Below are 12,711 nucleotides of genomic sequence, written 5' to 3' on the forward strand. Positions count from 1 at the left end.
AATCACGGCGTTCCGCTTGACGCAGTCTTGATCTCTAGGGGAATCACATGGCTATTACCGTAAACACCAATATTGCGTCGCTGAACGCGCAGCGCAACCTCGGCAGTTCCAACAACTCCCTGCAAGTGTCCTTGCAGCGTCTGTCTTCCGGTCTGCGCGTCAACAGCGCTAAGGACGATGCGGCTGGTCTGGCAATTTCGCAAACACTGACTTCGGCGATTCGAGGCAATAACCAGGCGATCAAGAATGCCAACGATGGTATCTCTGTTGGCCAGACCGCTGAAGGCGCCTTGGGCCAGCTTGCCAACAATATGCAGCGTATCCGTGAAATCGCGGTACAAGCATCCAACGGTTCGGTCAGCAATACCAACCGTTCGCAGCTGCAAAGCGAAGTGGATCAGCTGACCCAGGAAATCTCGCGTATTGTGCAGACCACCCAGTTCAACGGCACCAGCCTGTTGTCCGGCGGTTCGGTACTGACTTTCCAGGTGGGATCGTCCGGCGCAGCCACCAACCAAGTGTCGATTTCGTCCACCGACTTGACCTCGGCCGGCACGCTGAACACTTATAGCTCCAGTTTGAGCAATACTGGCACGATTAGTGTGACCACCCAAGGGGGTGCCTCCGCCGCCTTGTCTTCGCTGGATGCGGATATTGCCCAGATCTCGAACATCCGCTCGACTTTCGGCGCGGTGCAGAACCGCTTTGATGCGGTGGTTTCCAACCTGCAGAACTATACTGAGAACCTGACTGCGGCCAACAGCCGCATCATCGACGTAGACTTTGCCGCGGAAACCGCCAACCTGACTAAGAACCAGATTCTGCAACAGGCCGGCACTTCGATTCTGAAGAACGCCAACTCGCTGCCGCAATCGGCGCTGACTCTGCTGCAGTAAGTTGAGGGTGCAAGAGCAGGGCGTCTGTTTGGCCAGGACGCCCTGCTTCGTTGGGTTTCGGGCCTGATACGGAAAACGGTAGAGAGTGGTTTTACGGTAAAATTCACATTGCAGCTATAAAGTTTATTGTGCCTCTGACGATATGGTGAGTAAGCAAGTCGCTTTGCCCAACTGTGTAGATCAGGAGAACTAACATGGCTATTACCGTCAACACCAACATTGCTTCGCTGAATGCGCAGCGTAACCTCGGCAACTCGAACAACGCGTTGCAAGTCTCTCTGCAGCGTCTGTCTTCCGGTCTGCGAGTCAACAGCGCCAAGGATGATGCCGCCGGTCTGGCGATTTCCCAGACCCTTACTGCCGCCATCCGTGGTAACAATCAGTCGATCAAGAACGCCAACGATGGCATCTCCGTCGGTCAGACGGCGGAAGGCGCCTTGGGCCAGATCGCCAACAACCTGCAGCGTATCCGTGAAATCGCGGTGCAAGCGTCCAACGGTTCGGTCAGCAATACCAACCGTTCGCAGCTGCAAAGTGAAGTGGACCAACTGACCCAGGAAATTTCGCGTATCGTTCAAACCACCCAGTTTAACGGCACCAGCCTGTTGTCCGGCGGTTCGGTACTGACTTTCCAGGTGGGCTCGTCCGGCGCAACCAATAACCAGGTTTCCATTTCGTCGACCGACCTGACGTCCGCCAGTGTTTTGAACAGCTACAACTCGAGCTTGACCAACACCGGTACCGTGAGCGTGACCACTCAGGGCGCGGCATCGGGCGCGCTGTCGTCGCTGGATGCGGACATCGCCTCGATCTCGAATATCCGGTCCACTTTCGGTGCGGTACAGAACCGTTTCGATGCGGTGGTGGCCAACCTGCAGAACTACGTGGAAAACCTGACCGCAGCCAACAGCCGCATCGTGGATGTGGACTTCGCAGCGGAAACTGCTAACCTGACCAAAAACCAGATTCTGCAACAGGCCGGTACTTCGATTCTGAAGAACGCCAACTCGCTGCCGCAGTCGGCACTGACCCTGCTGCAATAAGTCTAGAATGATGGTATGAGCCAGCGGCGGCTCCGGTTGGTTGGGCAACCGGAGCTGCGCGCGTCAGGAGAGTTGTCATGCAAATACCTTCTTTACAATCGCTGCCGATTGCCAATGCAGGCGCATCCGCGCCGCGGCAGCAAACGGTGGAGCTGGCACAAAGCGGGCAGGGAGCCGATAAGGCCGCTTCCGCTTTACCGGACAATGCCCAGGCAGTGGCTGCCGCCGGGCAGGCGCAGCAGCAGCAGGCGCAGAATACCGCGGCCAAGGAAAAACCATCGGTTACCGAGCAGTTGCAGTCTTCGCTGAAGCAACTGAACAGCGTGGCCTCGCTGTACAATAACCAGCTGGAGTTCTCGGTGGACAAGGACACCGACCTGCAGGTGGTGAAAGTCGTGGACAAGGAAACTCAGAAGGTCATCCGGCAGATACCTTCCGAGGACGCGATCCGGATCGCCAAGGCGATTGGCGACTTCAAGGGCATGCTGCTGAAGGACAAGGCTTGAGTCCCGGGAGCGGCTCAACAAATACACATTAAAGGGTGATGAACATGGCAGGGATAACCACATCAGTCGGCACGATCGACGTTCAAACCATCGTAAGCCAGTTGATGGCGATCGATTCCCGGCCATTGCTCGCCAGTCAGAAGAAGCTGGACGGCTACAACACCCAGTTGAGCGATCTTGGCAAGATCGGTTCCGCGCTGTCCGCGCTGCAAAGCGCGATCACCAGCTTGTCGTCGGGATCGTTCTTGCAAGCGTTCAAGGTATCTTCCAGCGATACCTCCGTCGCCGGGGTCAGTACCACCTCCGGCGGGGTCAGCGGCACCTATGTCGTCAATGTATCCAAGTTGGCCACTTCGCGACAGCTGGTGTTCGATCAGATCGGCAGCAACAAGATCACCGACGCCCAGGCGGACATTCCCAGCGCGCCTGACGAATTGAAGTTCACGGTTAATGGCAAGGAACAGACGGTCAAGCTGCGCGACAAGCCGGGCGACAAGGTCAGCCTGCAGTCCATCTCTGACAAGATCAACGCCGAGGGCATGGGCGTCAACGCCTCCGTGGTCAAGAACGGTGGTAATTACAAGCTGGTTCTGGCCTCGACCGCTTCCGGCACCGACAACGCCTTCGCGATCACCGGTACCGGCAGCACGGACACCGGCAGGGTGGACGGCAACGTCATGGGCGGCTTGTCGCAGAGCACGGACGCGGCCAGCGAGTCCAAGCTTGCGGCCAATGCGGAGCTGACCGTTAACGGAGTCAAAGTGACTTCCGGCAGCAACAAGGTCAGCGGCGCGATTCCCGGGGTGGATCTGGACCTGTACAAGGAAAACGCCAACACCACGGTGACCATGAATCAGGATGCGGCCGGCATCAGCAAGAATTTGCAGAGCTTCGTCGACGCCTACAACCAAGTACTGAGCAGCATCAAAGACGCCCGTACCGGCAGCATGAAGGGCAATGCCTCCGTCTTGTCAATTCAGCAGCAGCTGCAGAGTGTACTGACCAAATCCATTCCCGGCGTCGACCCGGTCAATTCCTACGCTTATCTGTCCCAGATTGGCATTGCCATCCAGAAGGACGGCACCATTAAGCTGGACTCGACCAAATTCAACGACGCTCTGAAGAAAGATCCGACCGCGGTCAAGAATCTGTTTGGCAACAGCAGCAATAATGGGATAGCTCAGCTGCTGAACAAGGAGATCAACGGTCTGTTGGGACCGACTGGCGTGGTGGAAAGCAGCAAGACCTCGATCAATTCGCGCATCAGCACGGAGAAGGCATCGCAGGATGCGCTTACTGCCCGTTTGACGGCACGGCAGAAGCAATACATTCAGCAATATACCGCGCTGAACTCGACGCTGAGCAAGATGGCGGCCAGCACCAATAATTTGAGCGGTTTGATGTCCCAAGTATAAGCTTTGAGTCGTCCAGTCATGATTTTTAGCTGAGATTCGGCGCCGGATGAAAAACAGCGCGCCGATCCAGCACAGCGGGTGGTTACAATATGCTGAATTCCAGAATGTTGAAGCAGTTCAACAAGGCCTATGAAAACGACGCCTTGAAGGCTGCGGTGTATGGCGCCAGTCCCATCGGGATCGTGGTCATGCTGTACGAAGGCGCGATCAAGGCGATCATGACCGCCAGTATTGCGATCGAGGCTCAGCGCTTCGATGAAAAAGCGCGCATGATCTCGAAGGCGATGGACATCATCGAAGGTCTGCGCATCGCGCTGGACGTGGAGGCCGGCAGCGAGGCGGCTGTCAACCTGAACGAGCTGTACCTCTATATGAAGACGCGTCTGGGACGGGCCAGCCTAAAGAACGATTTGGAGATTTTGGCTGAGGTGAGGGGGTTGCTGGAAACGATTCTCCCCGCCTGGCAGCAAGTAGACCGCAGTCAGCCCGCGGCCAGCGCGGCGGCGGGCGCATGACGGCGACGGCGCGCGCGACGACCTTGGGGCAGCTGGTGGCGGAACTGGAGGCCTTGACGCCTCAGGTGTCCGCCGCAGTGTCCGCCAAGGATTACGAGCGTTTCAACGCCTTGCAGGCGCAGCAGGAAAAGCTGATGTCGCGGCTGTTGGCTTCGCTGACCCAGGAAACGTTGTCTGGCCTGGAGGAGGCTCAGCGCGACAGACTGCGCGAGTTGGTGCGGCGACGCGAGGAAATCCAGGCGGATCTGGTCCAGTGGTCGGAAGCGTTGCGCTCGGAGCTGGTGCTGATCAATCAGAGTTCCCGGGTGCTGAAACACTATCGTTGACCGCAAATCGCCGCGACGGCCCGGCCAGGACGGCGGAGTCGATTTGATGGCGGGTTGGCCTTGGGTTGTTGGAGGTTTCGCCATAAAATTAAGTCACGGCGGAAACTCTTCCATGGGGAACCAAGATGTCCGGCACCTTTTTCCCATACCTGATGGTCGTGCTCTGGCTGATGCTGGCCATGGCGGTGGCGTATGTCTACTGGCGCGTGCTGCGTCTGGAAACCAAACGCGACAGCTTGACCACCATGTATCTCGACCAGCAGCAACAGCAGATCAGCGCTATGCAGCGGGATATGTCGCGCCTGTTGTCCCGGGTGGAGCAGCAGGCGCACGGGGATGTCGGACTCAGCCCTTACAATCAGGCGATCGAGATGATACGCCAGGGCTTGACGGCTTCCGAAGTGGCCTCCCGCTGCGGCATCTCCCGCAGCGAGGCCGAGTTGATCGTTTCCCTGTACCGAAATAGTCCCACCTCATGATTCCGTCGATCAATACCGGCGTCTTGCCGGCGCAGCAGATCAACCCCTCGCAGCTATTGGGCGAGGGCGCCAAGCTGCTGCTGGAAACCGCGACCCTTCCCAGCCGCTTGCCGACGCTGCTGCTGGGCGAGCAGGTGACGGCGCGCGTGGCGGATCGCCTCGACAATAATCAGCTGGCGGTATTGATCAAGAATTCGCTGTTCACGCTTAACCTGCCCCAAGGGGCGACGGTAAGCGGCGATACGCTGCAGCTGAAGGTGGCGTCGCTGCAACCGGCGCTGACCTTTTTATTGCAGGACGGCGGCAAGGAGAGCGCGGAGCAGACCAAGGGCAGTTCGGTGCAAGTGGCCCTGAGCCCGGCTTCCCGTTATCTGACCCATCTGCTGTCCACCCAGACCAGCGACGCCGGCAAGCCGGTGCTGGTCAACGCGGCGCAGCAGCCGCCGCCCAAGGTGGCGGAGGATTTGCAGCAGGGCGTGGCCAAGAGCGGTCTGTTTTACGAATCCCACCTGAAGGATTTCGCCGACGGCCGCACCAGCCTGGCCGAGATCAAGCAGGAGCCGCAGGCCAAGATGAGCCAAGCCTTGGCCAATACCGAGCACGCGGCGGCCAGCGCGCGGCCGCAGGCGCAGGCTCAAGCCCAGGAGTTGGGCAATCTGGTGCAAAGGCAGCTCAACGGCCTGGAAAACCAGCAACTACAGTTTCAAGGCATGGCCTGGCCCGGCCAGCCCATGCAGATGGTGATCGAACAGGAAAAGACCGAGGCCGACCGCGAAGGCAACGGCCAGCAGGAGATGCAGGCCTGGTCCACCAATCTGTCCTTGAATCTGCCTGCCCTGGGCGGCATGGCCGCGCGCATCCGTCTGGTGGGCCAGTCGGTGCAGGTGTCGTTCTCCGCCGAGGACGAACAGGCCGGGCAGTTGATCACCCAGAATGCCGGCCGGCTGGAGGCGGGCCTGGCCTCGGCCGGCCTGGCCTTGGCCAGTCTGGTGGTGAAGGACGATGGCGCGGCCGCCGAGTGAGGACAAGCGCCGCTCCGCGGTGGCTTTGTCTTACCAGGAGGGGCACCGTTCGCCCAAGGTCGTCGCCAAAGGTTATGGCGAGCTGGCCGAGCGCATCATAGACCGTGCGCGGGAGGCTGGCGTGTTCGTGCACGACTCGCCGGAGCTGGTGTCTTTGCTGATGCAGGTGGACCTGGACAAGAACATTCCGCCGGAGCTCTACCGCGCGGTGGCCGAGGTCCTGGCCTTCGTCTACTTTCTGGAGCATCACGCCTCCGGCAAGGATTATGAATTCGAGGCCTGGCTGGGCGGGCGCAAGCCCGCGCCTTTGCCCGAGCCCTGATTCTCCCCGCCGCGCGCTGGCGTTGCGGCGCGCTTCCCCTTATCCTCGATGAATCTCGTCGTTTTCATCGTGGAGTCGCAAATGAAAGTCGCTTATATCGGTCTGGGCATCATGGGCCGTCCCTGCGTATTGAACCTGCTGAAGGCGGGCCACCAGGTGACGGTGTGGGCGCGCAGCCGCGAACGGGCCGAGCCCTTGTTGCAGGCGGGCGCAAGCTGGGCGGATAGCCCGGCCGAGCTGGCCGGCCAGGTCGAGCTGCTGATCACCAATGTGTCGGACACCGCGGACGTGGAACAAGTGCTGCTGGGCGAGCAAGGCGCGGTTCACGGCGCCGACGCGGGCCTGGTCTGCGCGGATATGAGCACCATCGCGCCCAACGGCGCGCGCCGCATCGCGGAGAGACTGGCGGCTTACGGCGTGGACTTTCTGGACTGTCCGGTGTCCGGCGGAGAGGTGGGCGCCGTCAACGGCACGTTGACCATCATGGTCGGCGGCAAGGCCGAGGCCCTGGAGCGCGCGCGTCCGGCCTTGCAGGCCATGGGGCAGACCATCACCCATATCGGCGCCAGCGGCGCCGGCCAGGTGGCCAAGGCCTGCAACCAGATCGCGGTCGGCGTCGGCGTCGCCGCGGTGGCGGAAATCATGAAGCTGGCCCAGGCCTGCAATGTCGATCCCGCGCCGGTGCGCGCCGCGCTGCTGGGCGGTTTCGCGCAGAGCAAGGTGTTGGATGTCCACGGCCAGCGGATGATAGACGACAACTACGCGCCGGGCTTCAAGGCCAAGCTGCACGCCAAGGACATGCGCATCGTGCTGGAGACGGCGCGCGAGCAGGGCATCCGCTTGCCGGAGGCGGAACGGGTGTCGGGCCTGATCGATCAGTTGGTGGCCGAGGGCGAGGGCGAGCTGGATTCGTCGGCGATCGCGCGGCTGATCTGGCGGCAGAACTGAGGCGGCGGACAAAAAAACGGCGAGGCCGGGCCTCGCCGTTTTAGCAGAAGCGCCGGAGGGCGCCTCAGGCGACCTTGTCCTTCAGCTGCTTGCTGGGCAGAAACACCACTTTGCGTTTGGCGGCGATCTCGATGGTCTCGCCGGTCTTGGGATTGCGGCCGGTGCGGGCGGCGCTTTCCTTGACTTTGTATTTGCCCACCACGGTGGTGATTTCGTCGCCGTTGGCCAGCGCGTTTTGCAGCACTTCGTCAAAAGCGCCCAACACCCGGAGCACGTCGGCCTTGCTCAGGCCGGATGTCTCGGCCAAGGCCGCGATCAGTTCTGCTTTGGTCATGTTTTGGTCTTTCCCTAAGGTCTAGGAGGGCTTGCCGCGGCGGCTCTGGCCGCCGGCGCCGCGCTTACTCGATATTCTGGATCTGCTCGCGCATCTGTTCAATCAGTACTTTCAACTCCACCGAGGCCTGCGTGGTTTCCGTGGAGACCGATTTGGACCCCAGCGTGTTGGCTTCGCGATTCAACTCCTGCATCAGGAAGTCCAGACGCTTGCCGGACTGACCGCCGGCTTTCAGGATGCGGCGCACTTCGCTGAGATGGGTGCTGAGGCGGGCCAGTTCTTCATCGACGTCTATTTTCTGAGCGAACAGCGCGAATTCCTGCTTCAGCCGGTCTTCGTCGACATTGCCCAGCGCCTCTTGCAGGCGGCTGGACAGTTTGGACATATGAGCGTCCAGAATGGCCGGCAGCTTGGGCTTGATGGCGACGACGATGGCTTCCATGCCGGTGATGCGTTCTTCCAGCACCACCTTGAGTTTTTCGCCTTCGCGGCCGCGCGAGGCGTTGAAGTCCTTCAGCGCCACCGCCAGGCTTTCCGTGCACAGCTGCTGCAGCACTTCCGGCGGCAACTCGTTGGTTTTCATCACGCCGGGCCAGCGCATCAGCTCGCCTACCGACAGGCCGCGGTTTTCGCCGGCCTGCTCGCGCACCTGCTGCGAGACCTCGATCAGGCGCTGCAGCACGGCCTGGTTCAATTCCAGTGTCGGCACGGCGCTGTCCACCTGATTGATGCCGACACGGCATTCCAGCTTGCCGCGGCTGACCTTGGCGGAAATCAGCTCGCGCAATTGCGGCTCGATCACGCGCAATTCTTCCGGCAAGCGCATTTGCAAATCAAGGTAACGGTGGTTGACCGAGCGAATTTCTAGGCTCAGCAAACCGCCGGGAAATTCCCTGCTGCTTGCGGCAAAGCCTGTCATACTTAAAATCATCAGACACCCCCTTAGATGAGCGGATTGTTTACTTTCTCAAGGCTGGGCCCGAATTGCTTTGCTAAGCTCAATCCAAGGCCTGTGGACACTATAACAACTGACACCCCATGACTCAATCGAACCAGCAGACCGCTTTGCCGGCCGGCTCCCGGCTGGGCGAGTACACGATTGTCCGCCAACTCTCCGTGGGCGGCTTCAGTGTTGTCTATCTGGCGCTGGACGATCAGGACAATAAGTTCGCGATCAAGGAGTACTTGCCGCGCAATCTGGCGCTGCGCGACGAGGACGGCCACGTGACGGTGCCGCATGAGTTGGACCGCGAGGCCTTCAATCTGGGCCTGAAGTGTTTTTTCGAGGAAGGGCGCATTCTCTCCGGCATTTCCCACCCCACCGTGGTGCGAGTGATCAATTTCTTCCGCGCCAATCAGACGGTCTATATGGTGATGGAGTACGCCGACGGCCGCTCGCTGGTGCGGGAATTGGAACTGGCCGGCGGACGGCTGGACGAGCGCCGCCTGCGCAAATGGTTCGCCGCGCTCTTGTCCGGGCTGCGGGAGGTCCATCTGCAGCGTCTGCTGCATCTGGACATCAAGCCCGCCAATATCTATCTGCGCCGCAACGGCGCGCCGCTGCTGCTGGATTTCGGCGCGGCCAGGCAGACCTTGTCGCGCCGCGACAAGCACTTCGCCTCGATGTACACCCCGGGCTTCGCCGCGCCCGAGCAATATGAAAAAGACGCGCCGCTAGGGCCGTGGACCGACATCTACGCGCTGGGCGCCTGTCTTTACGCTTGCATGGGCGGCGGCACGCCGCAGATTTCCAAGGAGCGCAAGGAAAGCGATCGGCTGACGCCGGCGAGCAAGGCCTTCCGTCATTTGTACTCCCGCGAGTTGCTGGAGCTGACCGATCAGTGCCTGGCGCTGTCTCCGGAGGAGAGGCCGGCCACCGTGCCGGGGCTGCAAAAGCGCCTGATGGCGGAGGAGTACAGTCCGCCGGAAGAACTGGCGGGCAGCAAGTGGGTGGGATGGATAAAAAACCTGACTGGCGGACGCTCGTGATGAGGGGATCGGCATGAAACTATCCATCTATCAGGAAAGCCGCATCGGCGGGCGAGCGTACAACCAGGACAGGCTGGTGATCGCCCACTCGCGCGACACTGTGATGCTGGCGGTGGCCGACGGCATGGGAGGGCATATGCGCGGCGAAGTGGCGGCGCAAATCACGGTGGACCTGCTCAGCGAGCTGTTCTACCAGCAAGCCACGCCGACGCTGACGCATCCCAACCGCTTTCTCGTCAACGCGGTCAGCACCGCGCATCAAGTCATTCTCGATTACGCCGCCGACCACCGGCTGCCGGAGGTGCCGAGCACCACGGTGGTGGCGGCCATCATCCAGCAGGGGCAGTTGTACTGGTGTCATGTCGGCGATTCCCGCCTCTATCTGCTGGACGAGAAGGGCTTGCGTCTGCGTTCGCGCGATCATTCCCAGGTGCAGCGCCTGATCGATCAAGGCCAGTTGAGCGAGGACGCCGCCAAGGTGCATCCGGAACGCCACAAGATTTACAACTGTCTGGGCGCGGCCAGCGATCCGGACATCGACGTCGGCGAGAAACAAAGCGTGGGCGCGGGCTGCTCCATCCTGCTGTGTTCCGACGGCCTGTGGTCGCAGGTGATGGACCCGGAGCTGGAAAAGGTCTTCGTCCGCCGCAATGTCAGCCAGGTCTTGCCGGCGCTGATGAATGTGGCGGAGCGCCGCGCCGGCGCCGGCGGGGACAATCTGTCCGCGGCGGCGGTCACCCTGCTGGACGAGACGCAGGACTACGGCGAGCGCGAGGACGTGCTGGACACGGAAACGGCGACGCCGCGTCAGATGGGACGGATGATTCTGGACTCCAATCTGGAAACCATGCATCAGGAGATTCTGGCCAGCCGGGTGGCGGGCAAGCGCGACTAAGCGCCGTCGTCGGTGGCGACTGATATAATCGTCGGCATTTACCGTTCTGGACGATGACATGATGCGACCTTCCCAACGCCCGGCCGATGCCCTGCGCACGGTGCGGATCAGCCGCCATTACCTCAAGCACGCCGAAGGTTCGGTGTTGATCGAGTTCGGCGACACCAAGGTGATTTGCACCGCCAGCGTGGACGACGGCGTGCCGGGCTTCCTGAAGGGCAAGGGCCGCGGCTGGGTGACCGCCGAGTACGGCATGCTGCCGCGCTCCACCGGCTCCCGCATGCGCCGCGAATCCTCCGCCGGCAAGCAGTCCGGCCGCACCCAGGAGATTCAGCGCCTGATCGGCCGCTCGCTGCGCGCGGTGGTGGATCTGGAGAAGCTGGGCGAGCGCCAGATCCAGATCGATTGCGATGTGATCCAGGCCGACGGCGGCACTCGCACCGCCAGCATCACCGGCGCCTACGTGGCCTTGGCCGACGCGATCGGCCTGCTGCTGCGCGAGGGCAAGCTGAGCGAGAACCCGCTGCGCGACCAGGTGGCCGCCATTTCGGTGGGCCTGTACCAGGGCATGCCGGTGCTGGATCTGGATTACGCGGAAGACTCCAACTGCGACACCGATATGAATGTGGTGATGACGGGAGACGGCCGCTTCGTTGAGGTGCAGGGCACCGCCGAGGGCGAGCCGTTTGGCGACCAAGAGCTGCAGGCGATGTTGGGCCTGGCCCGTTCCGGCATCCGCGAGCTGGTGGCGTTGCAGCGCCAGGCGCTGGCGGAGTGAGGGCGCAAGCCCTGAATAGTAAAAAGCCCCGTCGCCGGGGCTTTTTTCATGGCTTGGCGCTCTTGCTGATGAACTGCTGCAGCGCATCGTAGAACATCGGCGCGCTGACGCTCATATTGTCTTCTTGCTTGCGCCGCGCGGCGGTGGGGGCGGAGCTTTGCACCGCGACGATGACCGGCTGTCCCGGCCCCATCACGAACACCGGCGAGCCGCTATTGCCTTCCAGCGTGTCGCAGCGGTGGGTCAGGCGGCCGTCCGGGCGCAGCTTGGTCGCCTTGCAGGCGTTGTGCACCAGCAGGTGTTTTTGATCGTCGATGGGGTAGCCGCCCTGGGTCAGCGTCCAGCTCCGCTGGTTCAGCAATTCGCGCAACTGCTTGGCGTTGCCGCTGAAGACGGGCAGCACGCCCTGGGTGTCGCCCAAGGGGGTGGCCAGGCGGACGAAGGCGAAGTCGCGCGGCGCGATGCGCGGCGGGATGTAGAGGCCGTCGGCGCGGCGGTCCAGGCCTTTGAGGAAGCTTTTGTCCACCTGCACTTCCAAAATCTTGCTGCGCGCGGTGAATTCATCGCCCCACAGGCCGACGGTGAAGCTGACCGCCGGATCGAAACGGCCTTTCTCGTCGACGAAGCAATGGCCGGCGGTCAGCACCACGTCGCGCGCCACCAGCGCGCCGGTGCAAATGGTGCGGGAGCGGGTTTGCAATTGCCCGACGGCGAGCCAGGGTTGATGGTCGGGGCGAGTGCGGACGCGATCGTCCTGGCCGAAGAACAGGATCTTGTGTTCCGCGGAGACGGTGGGGGCGGCGGACGCCGGCAGGGCAAGCAGAACACTGAGGACAAGCAGCGGGAGTTTCATCGAGTTTGGCCTTGCAAATGAAAACGGGGCGCCGAAGCGCCCCGAATTATGTGCGATTGCCGGAGGTTCCGGCAATGCTCGCCGCCTGATTACTTGGCAGCGGAAGCAGCTTTTTTGGAAGCTTTCTTCTCGGCTTTCTTGGCCGGAGCGGAAGCTTCTTTCTTAGCGGCTTGGGCTTTCTGAGCAGCGGAAGCCTCTTTCTTGGCTACGTGCTTTTTGTGCTTTTTAGCGGCTTTTTTGGCCGGAGCGGAAGCGTCGGCTTTAGCGGCTTGAGCTTTCTGAGCAGCGGAAGCTTCTTTCTTAGCAGCGTGCTTTTTGTGCTTTTTAGCGGCTTTTTTGGCCGGAGCGGAAGCGTCGGCTTTAGCGGCTTGAGCTTTCTGAGCACGGGAA

The 12,711-nt window shown here is 61.4% G+C and carries 17 protein-coding genes; 13 read left to right on the plus strand and 4 right to left on the minus strand.

The window, feature by feature from the left end; all coding sequences use genetic code 11:
- Positions 1 to 47 precede the first annotated feature (47 nt).
- The 10 genes from QUG03_RS05030 (at position 48) to QUG03_RS05075 (ending at position 7,472) form a co-directional block, all read left to right on the plus strand.
- Positions 48 to 896 (plus strand): flagellin N-terminal helical domain-containing protein, encoded by an 849-nt coding sequence (locus QUG03_RS05030; protein WP_227104797.1) that lies wholly within the window; start codon positions 48 to 50, stop codon positions 894 to 896.
- Between the two features lie 194 nt (positions 897 to 1,090).
- On the plus strand, positions 1,091 to 1,939 hold the full coding sequence (locus QUG03_RS05035; protein ID WP_227104796.1) for a flagellin N-terminal helical domain-containing protein: 849 nt from the start codon (positions 1,091 to 1,093) through the stop codon (positions 1,937 to 1,939).
- A gap of 77 nt (positions 1,940 to 2,016) precedes the next feature.
- Positions 2,017 to 2,445, plus strand: a complete 429-nt coding sequence (locus tag QUG03_RS05040) for a flagellar protein FlaG (RefSeq protein WP_043642102.1) — start codon at positions 2,017 to 2,019, stop codon at positions 2,443 to 2,445.
- A gap of 44 nt (positions 2,446 to 2,489) precedes the next feature.
- Positions 2,490 to 3,860: a flagellar filament capping protein FliD gene (fliD, locus tag QUG03_RS05045; protein WP_227104795.1), complete on the plus strand. Its 1,371-nt coding sequence runs from the start codon at positions 2,490 to 2,492 to the stop codon at positions 3,858 to 3,860.
- Positions 3,861 to 3,964: 104 nt separating this feature from the next.
- On the plus strand, positions 3,965 to 4,375 hold the full coding sequence (gene fliS / locus QUG03_RS05050) for a flagellar export chaperone FliS (protein WP_019103817.1): 411 nt from the start codon (positions 3,965 to 3,967) through the stop codon (positions 4,373 to 4,375).
- Positions 4,372 to 4,701, plus strand: coding sequence for a flagellar protein FliT (gene fliT / locus QUG03_RS05055; RefSeq protein WP_500819570.1), 330 nt, complete (start codon positions 4,372 to 4,374; stop codon positions 4,699 to 4,701). Before fliS ends, fliT begins: the two co-directional genes overlap by 4 nt.
- A gap of 152 nt (positions 4,702 to 4,853) precedes the next feature.
- Positions 4,854 to 5,180 (plus strand): DUF2802 domain-containing protein, encoded by a 327-nt coding sequence (locus QUG03_RS05060; protein ID WP_227104793.1) that lies wholly within the window; start codon positions 4,854 to 4,856, stop codon positions 5,178 to 5,180.
- Positions 5,177 to 6,202 (plus strand): flagellar hook-length control protein FliK, encoded by a 1,026-nt coding sequence (fliK, locus tag QUG03_RS05065; RefSeq protein ID WP_107800443.1) that lies wholly within the window; start codon positions 5,177 to 5,179, stop codon positions 6,200 to 6,202. The genes QUG03_RS05060 and fliK overlap by 4 nt, the downstream gene beginning before the upstream one ends.
- Positions 6,183 to 6,524 (plus strand): EscU/YscU/HrcU family type III secretion system export apparatus switch protein, encoded by a 342-nt coding sequence (locus QUG03_RS05070; RefSeq protein ID WP_019103813.1) that lies wholly within the window; start codon positions 6,183 to 6,185, stop codon positions 6,522 to 6,524. Before fliK ends, QUG03_RS05070 begins: the two co-directional genes overlap by 20 nt.
- An 81-nt stretch (positions 6,525 to 6,605) precedes the next feature.
- Complete coding sequence (locus tag QUG03_RS05075) at positions 6,606 to 7,472, plus strand: NAD(P)-dependent oxidoreductase (RefSeq protein WP_500819571.1); 867 nt, start codon at positions 6,606 to 6,608, stop codon at positions 7,470 to 7,472.
- A 64-nt stretch (positions 7,473 to 7,536) separates the two neighbouring features.
- Here the strand turns inward: QUG03_RS05075 and QUG03_RS05080 are convergent, their stop codons facing one another.
- Both QUG03_RS05080 and QUG03_RS05085 read right to left on the minus strand, forming a co-directional pair.
- Entirely contained in the window at positions 7,537 to 7,806 is a 270-nt protein-coding gene (locus QUG03_RS05080) for an HU family DNA-binding protein (RefSeq protein WP_048414328.1), read from the minus strand.
- A 64-nt stretch (positions 7,807 to 7,870) separates the two neighbouring features.
- Positions 7,871 to 8,737: a YicC/YloC family endoribonuclease gene (locus QUG03_RS05085; RefSeq protein WP_107800441.1), complete on the minus strand. Its 867-nt coding sequence runs from the start codon at positions 8,735 to 8,737 to the stop codon at positions 7,871 to 7,873.
- A 107-nt stretch (positions 8,738 to 8,844) separates the two neighbouring features.
- Between QUG03_RS05085 and QUG03_RS05090 the strand changes: the two genes are divergently transcribed.
- The 3 genes from QUG03_RS05090 to rph all read left to right on the plus strand — a co-directional run bounded on the left by QUG03_RS05090 (position 8,845) and on the right by rph (position 11,468).
- Positions 8,845 to 9,795, plus strand: coding sequence for a serine/threonine protein kinase (locus tag QUG03_RS05090; RefSeq protein WP_081545449.1), 951 nt, complete (start codon positions 8,845 to 8,847; stop codon positions 9,793 to 9,795).
- Positions 9,796 to 9,808: 13 nt separating this feature from the next.
- Positions 9,809 to 10,690, plus strand: a complete 882-nt coding sequence (locus QUG03_RS05095; RefSeq protein ID WP_235086925.1) for a PP2C family protein-serine/threonine phosphatase — start codon at positions 9,809 to 9,811, stop codon at positions 10,688 to 10,690.
- Between the two features lie 61 nt (positions 10,691 to 10,751).
- On the plus strand, positions 10,752 to 11,468 hold the full coding sequence (gene rph, locus QUG03_RS05100) for a ribonuclease PH (protein ID WP_107801945.1): 717 nt from the start codon (positions 10,752 to 10,754) through the stop codon (positions 11,466 to 11,468).
- Positions 11,469 to 11,514: 46 nt separating this feature from the next.
- Here rph and QUG03_RS05105 read toward each other — a convergent pair whose 3' ends face one another.
- Both QUG03_RS05105 and QUG03_RS05110 read right to left on the minus strand, forming a co-directional pair.
- Positions 11,515 to 12,321, minus strand: coding sequence for a trypsin-like serine peptidase (locus QUG03_RS05105; protein WP_107800439.1), 807 nt, complete (start codon positions 12,319 to 12,321; stop codon positions 11,515 to 11,517).
- 89 nt (positions 12,322 to 12,410) lie between these two features.
- Positions 12,411 to 12,711 (minus strand): hypothetical protein (locus QUG03_RS05110; protein WP_500819572.1); only part of this gene is annotated, 301 nt, incomplete at its 5' end.

This window comes from Chromobacterium sp. CCUG 30098 (assembly GCF_059916605.1).